At 66.8% G+C, this 25111-nt stretch carries 15 protein-coding genes and 1 pseudogene; 6 read left to right on the top strand and 10 right to left on the bottom strand.

Annotation, left to right across the window (positions count from 1 at the left end; translation table 11 throughout):
- Positions 1–64: 64 nt before the first annotated feature.
- Positions 65–1615 carry a BCCT family transporter gene (locus AC5P7I_RS11995; protein ID WP_014647012.1) on the bottom strand — a complete coding sequence of 517 codons (1551 nt, stop codon included), beginning with the start codon at positions 1613–1615 and terminating at the stop codon, positions 65–67.
- Positions 1616–1783: 168 nt separating this feature from the next.
- Here AC5P7I_RS11995 and betI point away from each other — a divergent pair, with 168 nt between their 5' ends.
- From betI to AC5P7I_RS11970, 5 genes are all read left to right on the top strand, one after another.
- Positions 1784–2374, top strand: coding sequence for a transcriptional regulator BetI (betI, locus tag AC5P7I_RS11990; protein ID WP_262087532.1), 591 nt, complete (start codon positions 1784–1786; stop codon positions 2372–2374).
- Positions 2375–2412: 38 nt separating this feature from the next.
- Entirely contained in the window at positions 2413–3885 is a 1473-nt protein-coding gene (gene betB / locus AC5P7I_RS11985; protein WP_014647010.1) for a betaine-aldehyde dehydrogenase, read from the top strand.
- Positions 3886–3986: 101 nt separating this feature from the next.
- On the top strand, positions 3987–5669 hold the full coding sequence (gene betA, locus AC5P7I_RS11980; protein ID WP_014647009.1) for a choline dehydrogenase: 1683 nt from the start codon (positions 3987–3989) through the stop codon (positions 5667–5669).
- Positions 5670–5890: 221 nt separating this feature from the next.
- Positions 5891–7567: a long-chain fatty acid--CoA ligase gene (locus AC5P7I_RS11975; RefSeq protein WP_014647008.1), complete on the top strand. Its 1677-nt coding sequence runs from the start codon at positions 5891–5893 to the stop codon at positions 7565–7567.
- A 161-nt stretch (positions 7568–7728) separates the two neighbouring features.
- Positions 7729–8601: a crotonase/enoyl-CoA hydratase family protein gene (locus AC5P7I_RS11970; protein WP_262087529.1), complete on the top strand. Its 873-nt coding sequence runs from the start codon at positions 7729–7731 to the stop codon at positions 8599–8601.
- Between the two features lie 70 nt (positions 8602–8671).
- Here AC5P7I_RS11970 and AC5P7I_RS11965 read toward each other — a convergent pair whose 3' ends face one another.
- The 8 genes and pseudogenes from AC5P7I_RS11965 to AC5P7I_RS11930 form a co-directional block, all read right to left on the bottom strand.
- Positions 8672–10849, bottom strand: coding sequence for a response regulator (locus AC5P7I_RS11965; protein ID WP_180835313.1), 2178 nt, complete (start codon positions 10847–10849; stop codon positions 8672–8674).
- A pseudogene (gene rpfG / locus AC5P7I_RS11960) lies at positions 10846–11992 on the bottom strand (cyclic di-GMP phosphodiesterase response regulator RpfG). The gene AC5P7I_RS11965 and the pseudogene rpfG overlap by 4 nt, the downstream one beginning before the upstream one ends.
- 205 nt (positions 11993–12197) lie before the next feature.
- Positions 12198–13709, bottom strand: a complete 1512-nt coding sequence (gene lysS, locus AC5P7I_RS11955) for a lysine--tRNA ligase (protein ID WP_049440102.1) — start codon at positions 13707–13709, stop codon at positions 12198–12200.
- Between the two features lie 187 nt (positions 13710–13896).
- Positions 13897–15537: an acetolactate synthase large subunit gene (locus tag AC5P7I_RS11950; RefSeq protein ID WP_111206961.1), complete on the bottom strand. Its 1641-nt coding sequence runs from the start codon at positions 15535–15537 to the stop codon at positions 13897–13899.
- Positions 15538–15599: 62 nt separating this feature from the next.
- Positions 15600–16985, bottom strand: a complete 1386-nt coding sequence (locus AC5P7I_RS11945) for an NAD-dependent succinate-semialdehyde dehydrogenase (RefSeq protein ID WP_262087518.1) — start codon at positions 16983–16985, stop codon at positions 15600–15602.
- 645 nt (positions 16986–17630) lie between these two features.
- Positions 17631–18413: a helix-turn-helix transcriptional regulator gene (locus AC5P7I_RS11940; RefSeq protein WP_021204557.1), complete on the bottom strand. Its 783-nt coding sequence runs from the start codon at positions 18411–18413 to the stop codon at positions 17631–17633.
- A 156-nt stretch (positions 18414–18569) separates the two neighbouring features.
- Positions 18570–19695 (bottom strand): peptide chain release factor 2 gene (gene prfB / locus AC5P7I_RS11935; protein WP_014037064.1). Its coding sequence is split into 2 segments (ribosomal slippage): positions 18570–19619 and positions 19621–19695, totalling 1125 coding nucleotides; the frame shifts between segments, so codons are not numbered across the junction.
- Positions 19696–19765: 70 nt separating this feature from the next.
- Positions 19766–20626, bottom strand: coding sequence for a LytTR family DNA-binding domain-containing protein (locus tag AC5P7I_RS11930; RefSeq protein ID WP_032959458.1), 861 nt, complete (start codon positions 20624–20626; stop codon positions 19766–19768).
- 175 nt (positions 20627–20801) lie between these two features.
- Between AC5P7I_RS11930 and AC5P7I_RS11925 the strand changes: the two genes are divergently transcribed.
- On the top strand, positions 20802–22001 hold the full coding sequence (locus AC5P7I_RS11925) for an acyltransferase family protein (RefSeq protein WP_049418897.1): 1200 nt from the start codon (positions 20802–20804) through the stop codon (positions 21999–22001).
- A gap of 102 nt (positions 22002–22103) precedes the next feature.
- On the opposite strand, the gene AC5P7I_RS11920 is transcribed toward AC5P7I_RS11925, so the two are convergent.
- On the bottom strand, positions 22104–25016 hold the full coding sequence (locus AC5P7I_RS11920) for a DUF2135 domain-containing protein (protein WP_262087515.1): 2913 nt from the start codon (positions 25014–25016) through the stop codon (positions 22104–22106).
- Positions 25017–25111: the final 95 nt, after the last annotated feature.

The following is a 25111-nucleotide window of genomic DNA, read 5'->3' as shown; positions in this document are numbered from 1 at the left end:
AGCCTGCGCTCGGCTGCTTCTGCGCCAACAGCAGCCGAGCATGGGCTCGGCTCTACAGACGCGCTCAGCGGCGGGGTGCGTCCGGGTCGGTGCGCAGCGCCTTCAGCAGGCCCCACATGTAGAACGCCAGGGTGAACGAGAACGGCAGGCCACACAGCACCACCGCCGTCTGCATCGCACTGAAATTGCCGGCCAGCAGCAGGCCGACGCTGGCCACGGTAATGCCGGCCGCCCAGAACACGCGCAGCCAGATCGGCGCGTCATGGCCGTCTTCCACACCATCGTCAACGCGACGGGTGCACAGGTTGGCGATCATCAGCGTGCCCGAGTCGACCGGGGTCAGGAACAGCACGAAGCCGATCACCACTGCGGCACCGGCCACGTACGGCGCGCCGGGCAGGTATTCCAGCAACTTGAACAGCGTCATCGCCGCATCGTGCTGGGCCACCTCACCCAGGATCGCCTGGCCGTGGTTGAGCACCAGGTCGATGGCGGTGTTGCCGAAGATCGACAGCCAGGCCAGGGTGAAGCCGAGCGGGATCAGCAGCACGCCCATGATCACTTCGCGGATGGTGCGGCCGCGCGAGATGCGCGCCACGAAAAGGCCGACGAACGGCGCCCAGGCGATCCACCAGGCCCAGTAGAACAGCGTCCACGAGCCCATCCACTCACGGCCCTTCGGGTCGTTGAGGTACATGTCGAAGCTCTTGCGCACGAACGCGCCGAGGTAATCGCCGGTGTTCTGGATCAGGCCGTCGAACAGGTGCAGGGTCGGGCCGGTGACCAGCACGAACAGCAGCAGGCCACACAGCAGGCGCACGTTGAGGTTGGACAGCCAGGCAATGCCCTTTTCCACACCGGCGACCACGCCGATGGTGGCCACCACCATCATCACCAGCACGATGGCCACCAGCACCTGCGGCGTATCCGGGATGTGGAACAGGTAGACCAGGCCGGACTGCACCACCAGCGCGCCGATGCCGAGGTTGGTCACCATCGAGATCAGCGTGGCCAGGATGCCGAAACCATCGACCATGTCGCCGATGCGGCCGTGGATGCGCTCACCGAAGATCGGGTACAGCGCCGAACGCAGCGCCAGCGGCAGGTCGCGGCGGTACGCGAAGTAGCCCAGCGCCACGCCGACCAGCGCGTACAGCGCCCAGCCGTGCAGGCCCCAGTGCAGGAAGGTCAGCACCATCGCTTCGCGGCCGGCGGCCACGGTCCCGCCGGGTTGCCCGGGCGGATGCAGGAAATGGTCCAGCGGCTCGTAGGCACCGTAGTACAGCAGCGCGATGCCGATGCCGGCCGAGAACAGCATCGAGACCCAGGCAACGTAGCCAAACGCCGGTGACTCCTCGTTGTGGCCCAGGCGGATGCGGCCATACGGCGAGAACGCCAGCCACAGCACGAAGCCCAGGCACAGCACGATCAGCAGCATGTACCACCAGCCGAACGCGGCCGACACCTCGGCCTGCGCCCATTGCAGCCAGTGCTCGCTGCCTTCGGGATAGAGAACGGTGAGCAGCCCGAGGATGCCGATCGACACCGAGGAGCTGAGAAAGACAAAACGGTTCAAGCGCAGGGGCGAACGCTTGGGATGAGCCAGGGAAGACATGGGATCGTCTCATCAGTCCGGGGGAGCACATGGGCGGGGCCGGACCGGTAAACCGGGCCCATGGCGTGGGGCGCGAGCGCATCCTAGGGTTTATTGATTGAACGTTCAATCAATAAAAAGCATAATGGCGGGCAGCCGATCCTTCGGGTCGCAATCCATGGAGAGACAATGCCGAAGAAAGGCGTGGAACCGGTACGGCGCGAACAGCTGATCCGGGCCACTTTCCAGACCATCGACGAGATCGGCATGGCCGACGCGACCGTCGCCACCATCGCGAAGAAGGCAGGGCTGTCCAGCGGCATCGTCGCCCACTACTTTGGCGACAAGGACGGCCTGCTCAATGCTGCAATGCGGCAGATCCTGCGCGAACTGAAGGACGCCGTCGCCCGCTACCGCTCCGAGGCCAGCGATGACCCCCGCGAGCAGTTGCGTGCCATCGTCGATGGCAACTTCGACGACAGCCAGATCAACGGTACCGCAATGCGCGTCTGGCTCACGTTCTGGGCCGCCAGCATGCACCAGCCGGAACTGGCCCGGCTGCAGCGCGCCAACGACCAGCGCCTGTTCTCCAACCTGTGCCACCAGTTCAACCGCCTGCTGCCCCACCCGCAGGCCCGCCTGGCCGCCCGTGGCCTGGCCGCGATGATCGACGGCCTGTGGCTGCGTGGCAGCCTGGTCGGCGGCCAGTTCAACGCCGACAAGTCGCGGCGCATCGCCTACGGCTACATCGACTTCCAGTTGCAGGCTGCCGCGCTATAAGCGCTTCAGCACCCGCCCCCTTCCAAGGAGTACGCCCCATGACCACCCTGCCCGTCCAACAGCTCTACATCCACGGCCAGCGCGTCGATGCCACCAGCGGCAAGACCTTCAAGACCGTCAACCCGGCCACCGGTGAGGTGATCGCCGAAGTGCAGGTTGCCAGCCAGGCCGACGTCGAGCGCGCCGTGCAGAGCGCGGCCGAAGGCCAGAAGGTGTGGGCCGCGATGACGGCCATGGAGCGCTCGCGCATCCTGCGCCGCGCCGTCGAGCTCCTGCGCGAGCGCAACGACGAACTGGCCCACCTGGAAACCCTGGACACCGGCAAGGCGCTGGCCGAGACCACCACCGTGGACATCGTCACCGGCGCCGACGTGGTCGAGTACTACGCTGGCCTGGCCACCGCCATCGAAGGCATCCAGCTGCCGCTGCGCGAATCGAGCTTCTTCTACACCCGCCGCGAACCGCTGGGCGTGGTGGCCGGCATCGGCGCCTGGAACTACCCGATCCAGATCGCCATGTGGAAGTCGGCCCCGGCCCTCGCCGCCGGCAATGCGATGGTGTTCAAGCCGTCCGAAGTGACCCCGTTGACCGCGATCCGGCTGGCCGAGATCTACACCGAAGCCGGCGTGCCGGCCGGCGTGTTCAACGTCGTGCAGGGCCCGGGCCGCGAGATCGGGCAGTGGCTGACCGAGCACCCGGTGATCGAGAAGATTTCCTTCACCGGCGGCGTCGCCACCGGCAAGAAGGTCATGGCCAGCGCGGCGTCCTCGTCGCTGAAGGAAGTGACCATGGAGCTGGGCGGCAAGTCGCCGCTGGTGATCTGCGATGACGCCGATCTGGACCGCGCCGCCGACATCGCGGTGATGGCCAACTTCTTCAGCTCCGGCCAGGTCTGCACCAACGGCACCCGCGTGTTCGTGCCGCGCAGCATGCTGGCCGCGTTCGAGGCCGCCGTTGTCGAGCGCGTCAAGCGCATCCGCATCGGCGACCCGATGGCCGCCGAGACCAACTTCGGCCCGCTGACCAGCTTCCCGCACATGGAAAACGTGCTGCGCTACATCGAAAGCGGCAAGGCCGAAGGCGCCCGCCTGCTGACCGGCGGCGGCCGTGCCACCGAAGGCGCGCTGGCCAATGGCGCGTACGTGCTGCCGACCGTGTTCTCCGACTGCCGCGATGACATGACGATTGTCCGGGAAGAGATCTTCGGGCCGGTGATGAGCATCCTCGCCTACGACGACGAAGACGAAGTGGTGCGTCGTGCCAACGACACCACCTTCGGCCTCGCCGCCGGCGTGGTCAGCAAGGACGTCAGCCGCGCCCACCGCATCATCCACCGCCTGGAAGCCGGCATCTGCTGGATCAACACCTGGGGCGAATCGCCGGCCGAAATGCCCGTCGGTGGCTACAAGGAATCCGGCGTCGGCCGCGAGAACGGCATCTCGACCCTCGGCCACTACACCCGCATCAAGTCGGTGCAGGTCGAGCTGGGCGACTACGCCAGCGTGTTCTGACCGGCGCGCCGCCAGCACGCCCCATCGTCCGGCCACCGCGCCGATCCGACATCCCGCCGGGACGCCTGCATGCAGCGCGCCCCGGCCTGCAGGAGACACCCATGAGCACCCACAACGAGTACGACTACATCATCATCGGCGCCGGTTCGGCCGGCAACGTGCTGGCTACCCGCCTCACCGAAGATGCCGATGTCAGTGTGCTGCTGCTGGAAGCCGGTGGCCCGGACTACCGGCTCGACTTCCGTACCCAGATGCCGGCGGCACTGGCCTTCCCACTGCAGGGCAAGCGCTACAACTGGGCGTACAAGACCGATCCCGAGCCCTTCATGAACAACCGCCGCATGGACTGCGGCCGCGGCAAGGGCCTGGGCGGCTCGTCGCTGATCAACGGCATGTGCTACATCCGCGGCAACGCGATGGACTATGACAACTGGGCCAGCATGCCGGGCCTGGAAGACTGGACCTACCTGGACTGCCTGCCCTACTTCCGCAAGGCCGAAACCCGTGATATCGGCCCCAATGACTACCACGGTGGCGACGGCCCGCTGCGCGTTACCACGCCGAAGGCCGGCAACAACGAGCTGTTCGCTGCGATGGTCGAAGCCGGCGTGCAGGCCGGCTACCCGCGCACCGACGACCTCAACGGCTACCAGCAGGAAGGTTTCGGCCCGATGGACCGCACGGTGACCCCGAAGGGCCGTCGTTCCAGCACCGCCCGCGGCTACCTGGACCTGGCCAAGCCGCGCCCGAACCTGACCATCGTCACCCACGCGCTGACCGACCGCATTCTGTTCTCGGGCAAGCGCGCCGTGGGCGTGCAGTGGCTGCACAGCGACCAGCCGCAGCGCGCCACCGCCCGCCGCGAAGTGCTGCTGTGCGGCGGTGCCATCGCCTCGCCGCAGATCCTGCAGCGCTCGGGCGTCGGCCCGGCCGACCTGCTGCGCAGCCTGGACATCGACCTGGTGCACCACCTGCCGGGCGTCGGCGCCAACCTGCAGGACCACCTCGAGATGTACCTGCAGTACGAGTGCAAGAAGCCGGTGTCGCTGGCGCCGGCACTGAAGCTGTACAACCAGCCGGCGATCGGTGCCGAGTGGCTGTTCCTGGGCACCGGCATCGGCGCCAGCAACCAGTTCGAGGCCGGTGGCTTCATCCGCAGCGACGCCGAATTCGACTGGCCGAACCTGCAGTACCACTTCCTGCCGGTGGCGATCAATTACAACGGCTCCAACCCGATCAAGGCGCACAGCTTCCAGATGCACGTCGGTTCGATGCGCTCACCCAGCCGCGGCCGCATCCACGTGCGCTCGAAGGACCCGCGCGAACATCCGAGCATCCTGTTCAACTACATGTCGCACGACCAGGACTGGCGCGAGTTCCGTGCGGCGATCCGCATCACCCGCGAGATCTTCGCGCAGCCGGCACTGGCCCCGTACAGCGGCCGCGAGATCTCGCCGGGAAGCGCGCTGCAGACCGACGCGCAGATCGATGCGTTCGTGCGCGAGCACGCCGAGACTGCCTATCACCCGTCGTGCTCGAACAAGATGGGCCATGCCGACGATCCGATGGCGGTGGTCGATGGCCAGGGCCGCGTGCACGGGCTGGAAGGCCTGCGCATCGTCGATGCCTCGATCATGCCGCAGGTGGTGACCGGCAACCTCAACGCGCCGACCATCATGATGGCCGAGAAGCTGGCCGACGTGATCCGCGGCCGCACCCCGCTCGCCCGTAGCACCGCGCCGTACTACAAGGCCAACGGCGCACCCGTTCGCAAGCAGGGTTGACGCAGCCGGCCCGTTTGGGGCCACGGTAGTGCCGGCCGCTGGCCGGCATCCATCGTATGGTCCGTCCAGCGCAGATGCCGGCCAGCGGCCGGCACTACCCAGCAAGGAGGCTCTTCGGGGCCTCTTCGCGTTTTCCCTACGGCGGGGTATGCTGCAATGACCGGCCGTTGTCGATACGCTCAGGGCCGGACCTAATACATCACGATTCCTGGAGGGGGAATATGAGTCTGGATCGTCCCTGGCTGCAGAGCTATCCGAAAGGCGTTCCCGCCGAGATCGACGTCAACGAGTTCCATTCGGTAGCTTCGGTCTTCGACGCTTCCGTCGCGAAATTCCGCGACCGTCCCGCCTACTCCAGCTTCGGCAAGGTCCTCACCTACGGCGAGACCGACGCGCTGGTCGAACAGTTCGCGGCCTACCTGCTCGGTGAGCTCAAGCTCAAGAAGGGTGACCGCGTCGCCCTGATGATGCCCAACTGCCTGCAGTACCCGGTGGCCACCTTCGGCGTGCTGCGCGCCGGCCTGACCGTGGTCAACGTCAACCCGCTGTACACCGCCCGCGAGCTCAAGCACCAGCTGGTCGATGCCGGCGTGACCGCGCTGGTGGTGGTCGACAACTTCGGCGACACCGTCGAGCAGGTCATCGCCGATACGCCGGTCAAGCATGTGGTCACCACCGGCCTGGGCGACCTGCTCGGCGCCAAGGGCGTGATCGTCAACTTCGTGCTGAAGTACATCAAGAAGATGGTGCCCAACTACCATCTCAAGGGCGCGGTGCGCTTCCGCCAGGCGCTCAAGCTCGGCAGCCGCCACAGCCTGCCCAAGGTCGAGATCGACCACGACGACATCGCGTTCCTGCAGTACACCGGCGGCACCACCGGCGTGGCCAAGGGCGCGATGCTGACCAACCGCAACCTGATCGCCAACATGCAGCAGGCCTCGGCCTGGATCAGTGCGTCCGGCATCGAGATGGGCAAGGAGTGGATCATCACCGCCCTGCCGCTGTACCACATCTTCGCGCTGACCGCGAACGGCCTGGTCTTCATGAAGTTCGGTGGCTGCAATCACCTGATCACCAACCCGCGCGACATGAAGGGCTTCGTCAAGGAGCTCAAGTCGGTGCGTTTCACCGCCATCACCGGCGTCAACACGCTGTTCAACGGCCTGCTCAACACCCCCGGTTTCGACACGGTCGACTTCTCCTCGCTGAAGGTCACCCTGGGCGGCGGCATGGCGGTGCAGCGCGCCGTCGCCGAGCGCTGGAAGAAGGTTACCGGCGTGACCCTGGTCGAGGCCTATGGCCTGACCGAGACCTCGCCGGCAGCCTGCATCAACCCGCTTACCCTGACCGAGTACAACGGCTCGATCGGCCTGCCGATCCCCTCCACCGATGCCTGCATCAAGGATGACAACAGTGCCATCCTGCCGCTGGGCGAGGTCGGCGAGCTCTGCATCAAGGGCCCGCAGGTGATGAAGGGCTACTGGCAGCGCCCGGAGGAAACGGCCAAGGCCATCGACGCGGACGGCTGGCTGCATACCGGCGACATGGCCAAGATGGACGAACACGGCTTCTTCTACATCGTCGACCGCAAGAAGGACATGATCCTGGTGTCCGGCTTCAACGTGTACCCGAACGAAGTCGAGGACGTGATCGCGATGATGCCGGGCGTGCTGGAAGTGGCCGCGGTCGGCGTCCCGGACGACAAGTCCGGCGAGGTGGTGAAGGTGGTCATCGTGAAGAAGGACCCGAACCTGACCGCCGAAATGGTCAAGGAGCATGCCCGGGCCAACCTGACCGGCTACAAGCACCCCAAAATCGTTGAATTCCGAAAGGAGCTGCCGAAGACCAACGTCGGCAAGATCCTCCGTCGCGAACTCCGCGATACGCCCGCCCAGTAAGGGTTTGCGGCAATCTGGACAGTGCAGGGCCCGGGGCGGAAACGTCCCGGGCCCTTTCGCATGCGACGCCGCTGAGGCGGTGTAGCATCGCCGCGTGTGTGGACCGTTCGGCCCGCCGGCCACCCACCTGACACTGCGGGCCGCATGCCGAGGACCCTTCCATGAGTACCATCGAAAAGCTGCCTTCAAGCGGCTCACCGTTCGCCACCATCCGTACCGAAGACAGCGCCGATGGCGCTGCCCACTGGCTGTTCATGCACGCCGATGCCGCCACCGGGATCCGCCCCTGCTGCCGCAAGGACATGCTCGACGAAATGTGGAGCTACATGGCGGCCATCACCCGCAGCCCTGCCGAACGCCACAACGGGACATTGCGGCATTTCGTGCTGGCCTCCGATGCCGTCGCCTACAACCTGGGCGGCGACCTGGACCTGTTCACCCGCCTGATCCGCGAAGGCAACCGCGACCTCCTGCTGAACTACGCCCAGCGCTGCGTGGAGGGCGTGCACCACCTGCATACCGGGTTCGGTGGCGACGTCCGTTCGATCGCGCTGATCCAGGGTGACGCCCTCGGCGGCGGCCTGGAAATGGCCCTGGCCTGCCACACCATCGTCGCCGAGGAAGGCAGCGGACTGGGCCTGCCGGAGGTGCTGTTCGGCCTGTTCCCGGGCATGGGTGCGTACTCCTTCCTGTGCCGGCGCGTGCCCCCCCATCTGGCCGAGAAGATCATCCTCGACGGCCGGGTCTACAGTGCCGAGGAGATGCATGCCATGGGCGTGGTCGACGTGCTGGTGAAGAAGGGCGAAGGCCGGGCGGCGGTCGAGGAACTGATCCGCCAGCAGCAGCGCACGCCGCAGTCCTATCTGGCGATGAATGCCGCACGCGCCATCGCCCAGCCGGTCAGCTACGACGAACTGCTGGAGATCACCAAGGTATGGGTCGATTCCGCCCTTGCACTCGGCGACCGCTCGCTGCGCACCATGGATCGCCTGATCAAGGCCCAGACCCGTCGCGCCAGTCTCGACGCGGCCTGATTCCTCCCCTCCCCCAGGATGGGTTCAAGCCCGGCTGGCCACCGGGCTTTTTTTGGGTCCACGCCACGCCTCAGCGCGCTTCACCATCATCGGCGGCGCCGCGCATGCGGCGTTCGGCCCGCGCGTCCAGCGCGCGCCGGCCTTCCTTGATCGCCTCCTGCAGGATGCCCAGGCGCGGACGCCATTCGGTCTTGAGCTGCCAGTCGGCCATCCGCATCAGCTCGCCGGCACGGTTGGACGCGCGCATCAGGCCGAGGTTGCTGGCCACGCCCTTGATCGCGTGGGATTGTTCGCGGAACACATCCCACTGCGTGGCCTCGCCGGCCTGCTCGGCCTTGCCCATGCAGCTCGCCACGTCCTCCAGGCACTGGCGGATGAACTCACGTTCGAAGCCCTCGCCCATGCCCAGCGAAGCCAGTTCGTCCAGCACGCTGCTGTCGAGCACGCCATCCTGCAGCGGCGCCGCCGGTCGCACCACCGGTGGGGCCATGGTCTTCAGCTGGGCATTGCTGGCGATCTCGGCCAGCGTATCGAGCAGGCGCACCGCAACGACGGGCTTGGCCAGGAAGGCATGTGCGCCGGCCTGGGTACAGCGCTGGATCGCCTCGGGCGTTACATCCGCACTGAGTACCAGTACCGGCGTGCGCGGACCGCCGCCGGCCTGCATCACCCGCAGTTCCTTGAGCATGTCCAGCCCGCTCATGCCCGGCATGTGCAGATCGACGATGACCGCGTCGAACTCGCTGTCGGCCAGCGCATCCAGCACCGCCTCACCGCCGTCCACGCACAGCACGCGATGGCCGGCCTTCTGCAGCAGGCGCTGCAGGACCATGCGGTTGGCCTCGTGGTCGTCGGCCACCAGGATCTGCATGCTGCGCACGCGGGCGCGATGGCGCAGGAACGGATCGGCAAAAGCGATCACGTTGCCGCCCGGGCCCGCGTCTTCGTCGCCGCTCAGGCTCGGCACCGCGCCCGGCACCTGCGGCTGCGGCGGCGCGAACGGCAGCTCGACCCAGAAGTGGCTGCCGCGCGGCGGGTTTTCCAGATAGCCGATGTCACCGTCCATCGCCTCGACCAGGCCCTTGGCGATGGTCGTGCCCAGCCCCGTCCCCTCGTGGCGGCGCGCCATGCTGACATCGGCCTGCTCGAACGCGTCGAACAGCCGTGCACGCATGGCAGGTGGCACGCCGATGCCGGTGTCGAGGATGTCGAAGCGCAACCGCACCGCCCCGCTGGCATCGGCCTGCACCACGCCGACACGTATCTCGACCCGGCCATGGTCGGTGAACTTGACCGCGTTGCCGGCCAGGTTCAGCAGGATCTGCCGCAGGTGCCCGACATCGCCGCGCACGCGTGGCGGCACACCATCGGCCACCTTCACCCGGTAATCCAGCCGTTTGGCCTTGGCCTGTGGCAACAGGATCAGACCGATCGCCTGGATCACGTCGGCCACGGCGAAGTCCTCGGCCACCACGCGCAGCTTGCCGGCCTCGATGGCCGAGATGTCCAGCACTTCCTCCACCAGTGCCAGCAGGCTGCGCGACGACGCCTGGATGGTGTTGAGGCACTCGCGCTGCTCGTCATCCAGGCGCGTGGTGGCCAGCACTTCGGTCATGCCGTTGAGACCGTTCAACGGCGTGCGGAACTCATGGCTCATGTTGGCCAGGAACCGGCTCTTGGCCTCGCTGGCGCGGCGCGCCTCGGCCATCGCTTCGGTCAGCTGCCGCAGCAATGTCGAGAAGTACAGCGGCACCGCTGCCAGGCCCAGCCAGAGGCCGATGGCCAGGCGGAAATTCTGTTGCCAGTAAGGCGTCAGCATCACGGTGCAACCGAAGCTCACCATCGCCATGGCCACCGCAACGTACAGATAGTGGTTGCCAAAGCGCATGCCATTGCCGACCGTCACCCACATCACCACGATGTAGACCCAGGCCAGCGGCTCACCCATCTGCACCATGCCGGCAGCAATGAGGCCGTAGTCAGCCAGCATGCCCAGCACGCGGCGCGGATCGGAACGCGCCGGCCGCCACAGCAGCCAGCCGAACAGCAACAGTGACAGGCTCAGGCCGGTCAGCACGATCGCCAGCACACCGACGTACTGGGTGTGCGGCAGATCGTGGCGCGGTGCCGGCAACAGTACGTAGGCCAGGATCAGGCTGATCAGCACGATGCGGACGATCTGCTGGCCGTGCTCGCTGTCCTGGCGCTGGGACAGGCGCAGCCGCAGCTGCGACAACAGGCGTTTCACGCGCCCAGCCCCGGGCGCGCGGACGCCATCGAATGCTCGGCGCAGATCTGGTCGAGCTGTTCGCGGCCGCGCAGCAGCGCGTCCACGCATCGGGGATCGAACAGGCGGCCACGCTGGGCGTAGAGATAAGCCAGAGTGGCTTCCATGGTCCATGCTTCCTTGTACGGACGGGGCGAAATCAGGGCGTCGAAGACATCGGCGACGGCCACGATGCGCGCTTCCAGCGGAATCGCGTCGCCGACCAGCCCATCGGGATAGCCACTGCCGTCATAGCGCTCATGATGACGCAGTGCGATCAACGCGCCAACCTGGATGAAGCGATTCTGGCTGCCGCTCAGCAGTTCATGGCCAATCCGCGGGTGCCGGCGCATGATCGCCAGCTCTTCCTCGTTGAGCTTGCCCTGCTTGAGCAGCACCGCATCGGGAATGGCGATCTTGCCCATGTCATGCAGCGGCGCAGCCATTTCGATCAGGCGCACCTCCTCTTCGGGCAGCCCGAGCTGTTCGGCGATCAGTCCGGCCACGCGCGCCATGCGCTCCAGGTAGGCGCTGGTGCCGGCATCACGGAACTCGATCGCGCGTGCCAGCCGCGACAGCGTCTCGCGCTCGCGCTCTTCGACCTCATGCATGCTGGCCAGCAGGCGCTGCTCCAGCGACAGCGCCCGCTGCTTCACGTTCTCGGTCTGCTGGCGCAGCTGCAGCAGGTTGTAGCAGCGCGCACGCAGCTCGCGCGGGCGGATCGGCTTGACCAGGAAGTCGATGACGCCTGCTTCCAGTGCCGCTTGCCGGATCGGCTCGTCACCGACCACGGTGATCAGGATCACCGGAATGTCACGGTGCTTGGGCAGACGACGGAAACGACGGGCGAATTCCAGCCGCATCCATCTCCGGCATGCGGTAATCGAGCAGCAGCAGGTCGACCGGATGGGCTTCGCACCAGGCCAATGCGGTCAGCGGGTCTCCGAAGTCATACACGCTCAGTTCCGGCGCGATGTCTTCGATGACGTGACGCAGCATCGTCCGGGCCGAAGTCTGGTCGTCAACGATGACGATGTTCAACGCGTACTCTGCCTGGTTTCTCGACCACGCTGGATCATCAGCAGGCGAGGATACTCTGCCGCTGCGAACGCTCGCACCCTGCATCGGCCTGACTCCCGTGTCATGCGTCCCGATTCATGATCGTCATCACAATGTGAAGCGGACTCCCCACACCGTGCCCTCCCCCTGGCGCCGATCAAGCCATAACGGGCGTCAAGGTAGTGCAATTACGATACGCCGAGTGCGGGACGCGTCAATCGCGCCGTCTCGTTTCGGGACGGCGCGCACAATCGGGAGTCAAAAAGGCGACTTACTGCTCCGGACGCATGTACGGGAACAGCAGTACATCGCGGATCGAGCTGCTGCCGGTCAGCAGCATCACCAGGCGATCCACGCCGATGCCGAGGCCGCCGGTCGGTGCCATGCCGTACTCCAGCGCACGGATGTAGTCGGCGTCGTAGTGCATGGCCTCGTCATCGCCACCTTCCTTCGCCGCCACCTGGGCCTGGAAGCGCTGGGCCTGGTCTTCCGGATCGTTCAGCTCGGAGAAGCCGTTGGCCAGCTCCTTGCCGTTGACGAACAGCTCGAAGCGGTCGGTGTAGCCCGGGTCATTGTCGTTGGCACGGGCCAGCGGCGAGACCTCCACCGGATGGTCGGTGATGAAGGTCGGCTGGATCAGGGTGTGCTCGACGGTGGCCTCGAAGATCTCCAGCAGCAGCTTGCCCCAGCCGTAGGACGGCTTGACGCGGATCTTCAGGCGCTCGCAATGACGCAGCAGCGCATCGCGGTCGGTGCAATCGGCGACGGAGATTTCCGGGTTGTGGTGGCGGACTGCCTCGTCCATGCGCCAGCGGCGGAATGCCGGGCCCAGGTCGATCTTCGCGCCGTCCCATTCGACCTCGGTGCCACCATTGACGGCCTTGGCCACGTCACGGATCACGCCTTCGGTCAGGTCCATGATCTCGTTGTACGTGGCATAGGCCTCGTACAGCTCCATCATGGTGAATTCCGGGTTGTGGCGGGTGCTGACGCCTTCATTGCGGAAGTTGCGGTTGATCTCGTACACGCGCTCAAGGCCACCCACGGTCAGGCGCTTGAGGTACAGCTCCGGCGCCACGCGCAGGTACAGGTCCAGGTCCAGCGCATTGTGGTGGGTGGTGAACGGCTTGGCCGCCGCGCCGCCGGGGATGTAATGCATCATCGGCGTCTCGACTTCCAGGAAGTCGCGATTGTCCAGCCACGCGCGCATGGCGCGGATGATCTTCGAGCGCTTGATGAACACCGCGCGCGACTCCGGGGTCACGATCAGGTCGACGTAACGCTGGCGGTAACGCTGCTCGACGTCGGCCAGGCCATGCCACTTGTCCGGCAGCGGGCGCAGCGACTTGGTCAGCAGGCGGATCGATTCGGCCTTGACCGACAGCTCGCCGGTCTTGGTACGGGTCAGGCCGCCTTCGACGGCGATGATGTCGCCCACGTCCCAGCCCTTGAAGGCGGTATAGGCATCGCCCAGCACCGCGCCCTGCAGGAACAGCTGGATGCGGCCGGACTCGTCCTGGATCTGCGCGAAGCTGGCCTTGCCCATGATGCGCTTGGCCATCAGGCGGCCCGCCATCTTCACCTGGCGGCCGTTGCCTTCCAGGGCCTCGGCGGTCCAGGTTTCGGCATCTGCGAATTCTTCCTGCAGGCGGCCGGCGAAGTCCTCGCGACGGAAGTCGTTCGGGTACGCGATGCCCTGCCCACGCAGCGCTTTGAGTTTCTCACGGCGCTCGGCGATCAACTTGTTTTCGTCGACGGGGGGGGTATCGGTAGCTTCGCTCATGGATCTGCGGGAATCGTGTAGTGAGAGGGGATGCAGCGCCCGGCACAGCCGGTTGCCCAGCATACCAAAACCGCCCAGCCCCAGCCCTGGGCCGGGCCCGCCCCGGTAGCCGCCAACCTTGGTTGGCGCCGTGCGTGTCGACCAAGGTCGACACCTACCGGGCGGATCGGCCGGCCCTGCTCCGCCGCTACCTGTTGCCGGGGAACGCCTGGCGCAACTCATCCACCAGCACCCGCTGGTTCTCCGAATAGTCCACCGGCACCGACACCAGGTGCACCCCGCCCTCGTTGAAGGCCGCTTCCAGGGTCGGGATGAACTGCTCGATGGCCGTCACCTCGTGGCCCTTGCAGCCATAGGCCTCGGCGTACTTCACGAAATCGGGGTTGCTGAAGGTCATGCCGTAGTCGGTGAATCCGTCCACGGCCTGCTTCCAGCGGATCATGCCGTAGGCACCGTCGTTGAGGATCAGCACCACCAGGTTCAGGCCCAGCCGGCGGGCCGTCTCCAGCTCCTGGCTGTTCATCATGAAGCCGCCGTCGCCGCACACCGCCAGCACCCGCCGCTGCGGATACAGGATCGAGGCCATGATCGCCGACGGCAGGCCCGCGCCCATCGTCGCCAGCGCGTTGTCCAGCAGCAGCGTGTTGGCCACCTGGGTGCGGTAGTTGCGCGCGAACCAGATCTTGTACATGCCGTTGTCCAGCGCCACGATGCCATCCGGCGGCATCACCTGGCGCACGTCGTGCACCAGCCGCTGCGGGGTGAACCCGACCTCTTCGGCCCGGTCGGCCAGGTGTTCGAGGATGGTCGCGCGCAGCGGCAGCAGCGCAGCGGCATTCGGCACCGCGCCCTCGATGCGGTCGGCCAGCTGGGTCAGCGAACGACCGATATCGCCGATCACCTCCACCTGCGGGAAATACACCTGTTCCACCGCCGCCTGCGAGTACCCGATATGGATCACCGTCGGCCCACCCGGGCGCATCACGAATGGCGGCTTCTCGGTGACCTCGTGGCCGATGGTCACGATCACGTCGGCCTGGTCGATCGCCATGTGCACGTAATCGCGCTCGGTCAGCGCCGCGGTGCCCATGTACAGGCCTGAACCACCGGCCACCGCGCCCTTGCCCATCTGCGTGGTGAAGAACGGGATGCCGGCGCGCAGCACGAACGCGGACAGCGCGTCGCTGGACTGCGGCCGCGAGGCCGCCGAAGCGATCATCAGCAGCGGCCGCTTTGCATTGCGGATGAGCTCTGCTGCCCGATCCAGCGCCTCCGGGCTGGCAATGGGACGGTCCACCGCGTGCGGCGGAATCAGCGCCACGCCCTCGACCTCATCGGCAGCAATGTCTTCGGGCAGCTCCAGCAACACCGGGCCCGGGCGCTCTTCCTGGGCGACACGGAACGCCTCGCGGACGATGGTCGGAATGGTGCGTGCCGAGACGATCTGCCGCGCCTGTTTGGTCAGCGGCTTCATCGTGCCGACGATGTCGACGATCTGGAAGCGCGCCTGCTTGCTGGCGACGATGCCCTTCTGGCCGGTGATCATGATCACCGGCCACGCACCCAGCAGCGCATAGGCGGCGCCGGTGGTGAAGTTGAGCGCGCCCGGGCCGAGCGTGGCCAGGCATACGCCCGGCTTGCCGGTCAGGCGGCCGTAAGTGGCCGCCATGAACACCGCCGCCTGTTCGTGGCGGGTGATGACCAGTTCGATGCTGGAATGGCGGAGCGACTCGACCACGTCGAGGTTTTCTTCGCCGGGAATGCCGAAAATGCGCTCGACGCCTTCGTTCTCAAGTGCGGCGACGAGCAGATCTGAACCCTTGGACATCGGATGCCGTCCTTTGTGCTGGACTGATGGTGGATCGTTGCAGGAAGGATGAGAGCCGCGCGTCAATGCTTGTCGAACCACACTGTCTGCGCGTTGACGAATTCACGGATGCCGAAGTGCGAGAGCTCGCGGCCGAAGCCGCTCTTCTTCACACCGCCGATCGGCACGCGAGGGTCGGAAGCGGAGAAGCCGTTGACGAACACACCGCCGGTCTGCAGCCGGCGCGCCAGCTGCATGGCCCGCGCGCGGTCACCGGTCCACAGGTTGCCGCTGAGGCCGAACTCGCTCTGGTTGGCCAGTTCCACCGCGTGGTCGGCATCGCGGGCGCGGCTGATCGAGGCCACCGGCCCGAACGTTTCCGTGTCAAAGGCCTGCATGCCCGGCTCCACGTCCGCCAGTACGGTGGGCGCGTAGAACGCGCCCGGGCGATCGAGCTGATGGCCGCCGACGAGCAGCTTCGCGCCTGCGTCCACCGAGGCGCGCACCTGCGCGTCCAACTGTTCCAGCAGGTCCTGGCGTGCCATCGGACCAATGCGATTGCCCGCTTCACGGCCATCACCGATGGTCAGCGCCTGCACCTTCTGGCAGAACTGCGCCACGAAGCGGTCGTACACCGCGTCTTCAACGATGATGCGCTTGCCGGCAATGCAGACCTGCCCGGTGTTCTGGAAGCGCGAGGTCACCGCCGCATCGACGGCCGCATCCAGGTCAGCGTCGGCCAGCACGATGAACGGATCCGAGCCGCCCAGTTCCAGCACCACCTTCTTCAGCGCCTGCCCGGCCTGGGCAGCGATGCTGCGGCCTGCGGCCACGCTGCCGGTCAGGGTGACTGCCGCAATGCGGTCATCGGCAATCGCGCGGCTGGTGCCCTCGCGGCTGATGTTGGCGGCGATGAAGGTGCCTTCCGGCAGCCCGGCATCACGCCAGGCGGCATCGAGCAGCTGCGCGGTGCCGACGATGTTCTCGGCCGGCTTCAGCAGGAAGCCGTTGCCGCCCATCAGGATCGGTACCGCCGCGCGCATCACCTGCCAGTACGGGAAATTCCACGGCATGACGCCCAGCACCACGCCCAGCGGCAGGTAGGACACGTAAGCCTTGTCGTCGGGCACCTGGGTCGGCTCGTCGCGCAGGAACTGCGCACCATGGTCGGCGTACCAGTCGCACAGCACGGCACACTTCTCGATCTCGGCCAGTGCTTCGGCCTGCACCTTGCCCATCTCGGCGGTAGCCAGCGCAGCCAGCGTCTCGCGGTCACGGCGCAGTACGCCCGCCATCGCACGCAACACCTGCGCTCGCTGTTCCAGGCTGCGGGCGCTCCAGGCGGCGAAACCGGCCTGGCCACGCTCGAGGATCGCATCCAGTTCGGCATCGGTGGCGAAGGGATGGCTGGCGATCTGCTGGCCGGTAGCCGGATCGCGGGAAATGGCGGTGGTGGGGGCAGCGGACATGCAGGTCTCCTGGTGTCTCGACGACGGGCGGCGGCCCGTCTCCTGCACAGGAATGTGGACCCGATTGGCGGAGGCAACAAGGCGTCTGCTTATCCTGTGACCTGCACTTACCTGTCTGAATGGGGGCTCTTGCAGGGCTGCGCCCTGCACCCGCAGAGGCAACGGCAACAGCCGAAGCAGCAGCAACAGCGGGCTATCTGTGGGATGGCGAGGTGGGTCCGGTTGCCGGAGACGCCGTAAACCCTTCCATGGGGCTTGGCCGCGGCATCCATGCCGCGGACACTCCCGCAACCGGACCCACCCCGCCTTCGACGGTTTTCCGCGATCTGTCGGAAATGCTCTTGGGGTCAGATCCGTTTTCCATAGGAAAACGGATCTGACCCCGGAATTTCTTTCGATATCTGACAGATGTGTCGACCAAGGTCGACACCTACCCACAGCCGCGGGAATCTGTCGGAGGTGGGGCGGTGTCGGAGTGCGGGGTGTCAGCCGCATGGATGCGGCTGCCAAGCCCCCAGGGACGGGTTTACGGCGTCCCCGCACTCCGACACCGCCCCGCCAACCCACGGAATCCAGCTCTAGCTCTGGCTCTGGCTTTGGCCGTTGCATTGAGCAGGTGCAGGGCTGCAAGCCCTGCCGACCAACCTACCTACGCGGCAGGTAAGTCACCAGGGAAAGATCGTGCCGGCTCTCCGGCACCAGCGCCACGTACTGCAGGTCCAGCAGCCCGCGCGTGGGATGGTTCAGCTTCTTCGCACCCTCATCGAACCGGCGCACGTCGTGCTCCGGCCACCACTGGCGGAACTCCTCGCTATGCGCCGCGATGTCCTCCACCAGCGCCAGGAACGGCGCCTTGTCCGGCGCCTGCGCCATCGCCGCACGGAAGCCTGCCAGCAGGCCGCGGGTCATTTCTTCCCAGTTGAGGATCAGCGTGCGGTACGGCGGGTACAGGAACATCAGCCGCAGCGTGTTGCGCTCATGCGGCGCCAGTTGGCTGTAGTCCACGAACAGATCGGCGATGGCCGGGTTCCAGGCCAGGATGTCGAAGCGGGTGTTGCGCACATAGGCCGGGATCGGCTGCATCGCCTCCACCAGCTGGCGCAAGCCGTCGGTCACGCTCTCGTCCGGTGATTCCAGCGGCACGCCGTAGCCGGACAGCGCGAACGCGTAGGCGCGTTCGTCGTCGCTCATGCGCAGCACCTGCGCCAGGCGCTCCAGCACCTCGGGCGAGGCGCGCACTTCACGGCCCTGCTCGATCCAGGTGTACCAGCTGACGCTCACCCCGATCGCCAGCGCGACTTCCTCGCGCTTCAGGCCCGGGGTACGCCGGCGCCCGGCCGGCAGGCCGAGCGTGGCAGGATCGACACGGGCGCGGCAGGCCTTGAGAAAGCCGCCGAGTTCCTTGCGTTCACTTTCGCTGCGCATCATCGCTACCGCCGTACCCGTGGTAGCGTCGAGCCATGCTCGACGCATCTGCTACTGCGCCAACAGCAGCCGAGCATGGGCTCGGCCCCACATCGGAAGCGTGATCAGCCACCCTCGGCGTTGCGCACGAGGGTGACGATATCCGCGCAGGCGCGCCGATCAGGCATCGACGCGCTTGGAGCCCACGGCCAGGCCGGCCTTCAGGCTGGCCTCGACGAACTCGTCCAGGTCGCCGTCCAGCACCTTCTGCGTGTCCGACCGTTCGATGCCGGTGCGCAGGTCCTTGATGCGGCTCTGGTCGAGCACGTAGTTGCGGATCTGACTGCCCCAGCCGATGTCGGACTTGGTGGCTTCCACCGCGTCCTTCTCGGCGTTGCGCTTCTGGATCTCCAGTTCATACAGCTTGGCGGCCAGCATCTTCATCGCGTTGTCGCGGTTCTGGTGCTGGCTGCGGCCGGTCTGGCAGGCCACGACGATGTTGGTCGGGATGTGGGTGATACGCACCGCCGACTCGGTCTTGTTCACGTGCTGGCCACCGGCACCGGACGAACGGTACACGTCGGTACGCAGGTCGGCCGGGTTGATGGTGATGTCGATGTTGTCGTCGATTTCCGGCGACACGAACACCGAGGTGAAGCTGGTGTGGCGGCGGTTGTCCGAGTCGAACGGCGACTTGCGCACCAGGCGGTGCACGCCGGTCTCGGTCTTCAGCCAGCCATAGGCATAGTCGCCTTCCACGCGCAGCGTGGCCGACTTGATGCCGGCAACGTCGCCACCGGACACTTCCATCAGTTCGGTCTTCCAGCCGCGCGACTCGCACCAGCGCAGGTACATGCGCAGCAGGATCTCGGCCCAGTCCTGGGCTTCGGTGCCGCCGGCACCGGCCTGGATGTCGACGAACGCCGCCGCATTGTCCATCTCGCCGGAGAACATGCGCTGGAACTCCAGCTTCTCCACGTGGGCCTGGTGCTTGTCCAGGTCGGCGACCACGGCCAGGGCGGTGTCCTCGTCCTGCTCGGACTCGGCCAGCTCCAGCAGCTCGGTGGCATCGTTCAGGCCATCGAGCACCGAGGCGATGCCGCCCACGGTCTTTTCCAGGCTGGAACGTTCGCGGCCCAGGTTCTGGGCGTACTCGGCGTTGTTCCAGACGTCGGGGCTTTCCAGCTCCCGCGTTACTTCTTCAAGACGCTCTTTCTTGGCGTCGTAGTCAAAGATACCCCCGAAGCGACAGCACGCGATCGGTCAGATCGGTGATGCGCTGGCGGACAGGATTCAGTTCGATCATGTCGGCGGTTATGCATTCAAAAGATGACTGGTAATGATACCGCAGGCTGCGGGTGCCCGGAATGAGGGCCTCACCCTGCCCCCAGCGCCTGCCGCAGCAGCGGCAGCTGGCGCCGGCTGCACGGCACTTTCGCCCCGTCGGCCATGTGCAGCAGGGCCTCGCCACCGTCCAGCGGCTCGATCGAGCGCAGCTGGCCCCGATGGATCAGCCAGCTGCGGTGCGGGCGCAGGAACTCGCCCGGGTCGAGCCGCTGCTCCAGCACCGCCATGGTGATCCGCAGCGGATAGTCGTGGCCGCGTACCCGCAGGTTCACATAGTTCCCCGCGGCCTGGGCATACTCCACGTCCGCCGTGGCGACCAGGAACTCCTTGCCCAGCTTGCGCACCAGGAAGTGCTGGGGGCGCTCGACCGGCTCCACCGGCGGGCCGACGTCCGGCTCGGCCAGCAGGCTCGCCTCGCCCTGCCTGCGCCGGCCGAACCAGCTGGCAAAGTGCTCCAGTGCCACGAACATCGCAAACGTGCGTACATCCTTCAGGTATTCGTAGGCAAAACGCTCCAGCCAGCCGGCATCATCCTGGTAGCGATGGCCCAGCGACCCGTAGGCCAGGTGCCGCAGCAGCACCATCCCCACCACGTGCAGCAGCGACCAGCCGACGCTGGCCAGCAGATACAGCGGCAATCGCCGCTTCCAGGTATCGGCATGCAGCGGCCAGCGCTCGCAGCCCCACCACAGCAGCGGCAGGGTCAACAGGACCAGGCCGAGGCTGCTGAACTCCCAGATCATCGGCTCCCACAGCCCGAGATCGGCGCCGCGGCGACTGGCGTCCATCACTTCCACCAGCGCATTGGTCACTGCCGAGGCCGACAGGATCGCCGCCCATACCAGCAGCCGGGTTGAAGTACGCCAGCGCGATGGTCGGCCCTGAGTCATTGCTGCATCCATGTCGTTGCGGTGCTCCAGCCTGCCTCAAGGGACAAAGGGTAGCGGCTCCATTGATCCCACCACCCCCGCCATTGGTCACTGCGTCGGTTCCAGCGGCCCCTTGCCAGTCGCCGCACGGACCGGGCGGCGTCACCTTGGCTCGACTCTCCGGCACACCACCACCATGACCCGACGCTACGACATCGACGCCCTGCGCGTGTTCGCCTTCGCCCTGCTGATCCTCTACCACACCGCCATGGCCTACGTGGACGACTGGGGCTTTCACCTCAAGAGCGTGCATACCGCCGAATGGCTGCAGTGGCCAATGCTGTTCGTCAACCGCTGGCGGATGTCGCTGCTGTTCCTGATCTCGGGTATCGCCATCGCGCTGATGCGGCCGGAAGGCAGGTTGCTGCGCTTCGCCGGCCTGCGCACCTGGCGGCTGCTGCTGCCGCTGCTGTTCGGCATGTTCGTGATCGTGCCGATCCAGCCCTATTGCGAAGGCGTGGCCAACGGCCACGTGGCACCCGGCTTCGGCCAGTTCCTGCTGCGCTACTGGCAGGTGCGACCGTGGCCGGAAGGCAGCTTCGCCGGCTGGCAGTACGGCATCACCTGGAACCACCTGTGGTACCTGGCCTATCTGTGGAACTACACGCTGGCCTTGGCCCTGTTGATGCCATTGCTGGGAACGGCGGTGGTTCGCCGCGCGATGGCGCTCTGCGCAGCATCGCCGATGCTGCTGATCGGCCTTCCGTCCGCCCTGCTGCTGGCCTGGGTGATCTGGCTGGAGCCGATCTACCCGTCCACCAATGCCCTGCTCGGCGACTGGTACCAGCACGCGAAGTACGCGACGGTGTTCCTGGCCGGCTACCTGCTGGGTCGTGAACCGGTGTTCTGGGAGCGCGTGGTCGCCCTGCGCCGCACCACGCTATGGCTGGCGCTGGCTGCCGTCGGCTGGTATCTGGGGTTGCGCATCCTCGGCCAGGTATTGCCCGCCGATTCCCCGCTGCGGCAATGGCCCGAACCGTTCTGGGACCTGCAGGGCCGGGCCAGCCAGTCGCTTTACGTATGGACCGCGCTGCTGGCCATCCTCGGCTGGGGAAAGGTCTTCCTCGATCGCCCGTTCCGCTGGCTGCCGTACTGCACCGAGGCGATCTATCCCTGGTACATGCTGCACCAGAGCCTGATCATCGTGCTGCTGTTCTGGCTCAAGCCACTTCAGTTGGGCCCGTGGATGGAACCGGCCCTGCTGCTGGCCGGTACTGTCGGCGGCTGCCTGCTGATCCATGAGTTGCTGATCCGTCGCGTGCGTTGGCTGCGGCCCCTGTTCGGCCTGCGTGCGAATCCGCCGGCGGCGCCAATGGCGCGCACCGCAGTAGTGTAGAGCCGAGCCCACGCTCGGCTGCTTCTGCCATGAGCCGAGCGCAGGCTCGGCTCTACATTGAGGCAGTCGAGCCAGCTCGACTCTACACGGGTGCCCGAGCGATCAACGCACCTCGAACTCGCCCACCAGCACGGTTTCGGCGCGATCCTTCAGCCGCATCGTCACCATCTGGTCCTTCTGCTTGGCCGTGCCCCAATGGGTGGTCAGGCGCAGCATCAGCGTCGTCGCACCGGTCACCAGCTGCTGGCGACTGCCGAAATAGTTCGCCTCGACCTTGTACTTGCCCGGCTTGGCGTTGCGCAGCGAGAACTGCTCGGGGCCATAGCCGCCGGTGAAGTCCTGCGACATCCGCCCGCCCTGGTAGGTCTGGCGGTTGCCGTAGTAGGCACGCTCGCCGTTCGGGTCGGTCACCCACAGGTCCATGTCGCTGTTGTCGGCATCCCAGGACAGCACCACGCGCAGGTCCAGCGGCATTGCCTGCAGCAGGCGCGGGTCGATGGCCGAGGTATCCAGCCGTGGCGTGCTGCGCGCCACCAGGTTGGTCAGCTCATCCAATGCGATCAGGGCGATGCCATCGAAGCGGCTGTCCCACGGCCGCACCACCACCTGGTACAGCGGTGCCAGCGCCTGTTGCGGCTTGCCGGCCGCTGCCAGCGCCAGGCCCACGTCGCGGAAGCTCTGCGGTTCTTCCTGGCCCATCGCCAGCACCTGCTCGAACACCGGCACCGCCAGTGCCGGGGCATCAGCCTGCATCAGCCGGTAGCCGAGCACGCGCAGCAGATGCCGGTTGTCCAGATCCATCTCGGCCAGGTTCGACAGTACCCGCAGTGCCAGTTCGCGCTGGCCCTGCTCCAGCAGCAGGTCGGCCACATCGAGGAAGAACGCGCTGCTGTCGGCGTGGGCATCGCGCTCGGCCAGATAGCGGTCGTAGAGTTGCGACGGCGGGCCCTCGCGCAGGCGCCGGGCGATGGCCGAGTCCGGCTGCCAGGCCGCCAGCTGGATGCCGAGTTGGCCGTCGTTGGCAGCAGCGGGCGCAGCGACACGGCCACCAGTGACCGTGATTGAATCCAGGGCCTTGTTCGATGCAGGCGCTGAGCGACGCGCACGCGCGCTGCTGGCTTCCATGCGCTGCTCGGCGGCGGCGGCCATCGGTGCCGGGGCGGGTGGTGCCGCCGGGGCCGGCGCGGCGAGCATCGCCACCGGCGCTGATTCCATCGCGTAGTCCGCGGAGGCCACTTCGAGTGCCCCGCCCTTCGGCTGCGGCGGCACACCCTTCGGCCAGCTGCGGTTCCACCACTGCTGGCGCTCCTTCCAGCGAGCGGCCACTTCATCCAGGCGCTGGCGATCGGCTGCGGCGCGATCACTTACCTGCACTGCAAACCTGGCGTCGTACTCGGCGCGCAACGTGCCCGAAGGGCGGATCGCATAGCGCAGGTAGTCCTCCAGCGTCTCCAGCACGATCAGCGAGGTATCCGGCCCGACCAGGCCGAACTGTTGTGACAGGCGCTGCATCGCCTCACGGTTGCCACGGCGGTCGGCGGCCAGCTGCTGCAGGCGCGCCTGCGCCCACAAGCCTGCCAGCAGTTCACCGTCTTTGCTCTTCTGCGTGGCGGGCAGCGCCTGCCATTCGCCGCCACCCACGCGCACCCGCATCGGCACACCGTCGGCCGCCAGTCGTGCATGCAGCCACAACCAGCCCTGGGCTTCACTGCGACGATCGATCACCACGTCCTGCACGCCGCGCCCTGCATCGACCTGCACATCCAGCGGCGACGACAGCAGCTCACGGGCGGCCAATTCGACATCCTTCCCCAGCGCGACGAAGCGACCACCATGCGCTTCGCTCCAGCCACGCAGTCGCACGGCATCGGTGCGCGCACCGGCGCTGCTGATCGCAAACAGGCGTTGGTCCGGCGCCATCGCCGGCAGCTGTTCCGGCCCATAGGTCAACAGTCCATCGCTGACCAGAAGGTATTCCTTCACGCCCGCCTGCGGCTGCCACTGCGCCAGCGCGCTGGCACCGTCCGGGCGTACGGCCTGCAGCGCCGCACGCAGCTCGTTCCAGTTGCCGGCGCGGATGCGGAATCGACGCACCGGCTCGGCGCGATCGCGCAGCACGGTCAAGGCCACGGTGCCGTCACCCAGCGCAGCGAAGTAGCGATCCAGCAGGGCGAACTCACGCGAGCGATCGCGCTGCCCCGCCGAACCGGAGCCGTCCCACAGCAGCCCGATCTCGCTGGGCAACGTGCGCGGCGTGCTGCTGGCCACCACCGGCAGCTGCGCCAACAGGTAATGGCCGTCCTGCCAGGGCGCCACCTGCACCTGTGCCTGTCGGGCTGCCGGCAGGCTCCACTGCAGCTGCTGCGGCAGCTGCGCGCCCCTGCCCTGCCACTGCAGCTGGCCCGCGCTGATGCGGAATGGCGCCGTACCCGCGGTGGCCGTGTCGGGGGCCTGCAGTTTCAGCTCAACCGAGGCTGCACCGGCGGCGAACTGCAGCGGCAGCGTCCACTGCCAGCCTTGGCCGGCGAAGGCCAACGGCTCGCGAATCACCAGCTCCACGCGCCGGCTACCGCCGGCCGGCAGCGGGTAGATGCGCAACCGGAACTGGTTGCCAGCGGTCTGTTCCAGCAGGCCCGGGTCGACGCCGCGGCGGGCGATCTCCTCGAAAACCTGGCGGCCGCGGTCCTTGGGCACCGGCACCGCGTCACGCATCTCGCCGTTGATATCCAGCGCGAAGCCGCTGATCTGCTGACCGTCGGCCAGCGGGAACTGCAGCTCGCCCTCCAGCACGCGCCGGTTCGGGTTGTGGAATTCCAGTGTGATCCGGGTCTGGGCGATGCCGGCCTGGACTTCGCCTTCGATGCGGGCGTGTCGCAGCTGCACCGCCTGCTCGGCGGCCGGGGCAATCAGCAAAGGCATGCTGGCCTGCGGCCGGGAGATCGGCGGCGACTGCGCGCCAGCGGGCCAGGCCGCGAGGGCCAGCAACAACACAGTGCAGCAACGGACGAAGACCATGAGCGGACTCCAGTGGGATCGTGAACCTTTGAACGCACCAGCAACCGTAATGGGGTTGGCGCCCCCAAAAAGGGGACGGAGGGGATTAAGTCGCA

Source organism: Stenotrophomonas sp. YJH_SMC_138 (assembly GCF_059369855.1).
This window is presented reverse-complemented; position numbering and strand designations above follow the sequence as displayed.

Bases quoted from the DNA above. Each gene is read 5' to 3' on its own strand.
- AC5P7I_RS11995 (WP_014647012.1), bottom strand. From the start codon at position 1,615: ATGTCTTCCCTGGCTCATCCCAAGCGTTCGCCCCTGCGCTTGAACCGT.
- betI (WP_262087532.1), top strand. From the start codon at position 1,784: ATGCCGAAGAAAGGCGTGGAACCGGTACGGCGCGAACAGCTGATCCGG.
- betB (WP_014647010.1), top strand. From the start codon at position 2,413: ATGACCACCCTGCCCGTCCAACAGCTCTACATCCACGGCCAGCGCGTC.
- betA (WP_014647009.1), top strand. From the start codon at position 3,987: ATGAGCACCCACAACGAGTACGACTACATCATCATCGGCGCCGGTTCG.
- AC5P7I_RS11975 (WP_014647008.1), top strand. From the start codon at position 5,891: ATGAGTCTGGATCGTCCCTGGCTGCAGAGCTATCCGAAAGGCGTTCCC.
- AC5P7I_RS11970 (WP_262087529.1), top strand. From the start codon at position 7,729: ATGAGTACCATCGAAAAGCTGCCTTCAAGCGGCTCACCGTTCGCCACC.
- lysS (WP_049440102.1), bottom strand. From the start codon at position 13,709: ATGAGCGAAGCTACCGATACCCCCCCCGTCGACGAAAACAAGTTGATC.
- AC5P7I_RS11950 (WP_111206961.1), bottom strand. From the start codon at position 15,537: ATGTCCAAGGGTTCAGATCTGCTCGTCGCCGCACTTGAGAACGAAGGC.
- AC5P7I_RS11945 (WP_262087518.1), bottom strand. From the start codon at position 16,985: ATGTCCGCTGCCCCCACCACCGCCATTTCCCGCGATCCGGCTACCGGC.
- AC5P7I_RS11940 (WP_021204557.1), bottom strand. From the start codon at position 18,413: ATGATGCGCAGCGAAAGTGAACGCAAGGAACTCGGCGGCTTTCTCAAG.
- AC5P7I_RS11930 (WP_032959458.1), bottom strand. From the start codon at position 20,626: ATGACTCAGGGCCGACCATCGCGCTGGCGTACTTCAACCCGGCTGCTG.
- AC5P7I_RS11925 (WP_049418897.1), top strand. From the start codon at position 20,802: ATGACCCGACGCTACGACATCGACGCCCTGCGCGTGTTCGCCTTCGCC.
- AC5P7I_RS11920 (WP_262087515.1), bottom strand. From the start codon at position 25,016: ATGGTCTTCGTCCGTTGCTGCACTGTGTTGTTGCTGGCCCTCGCGGCC.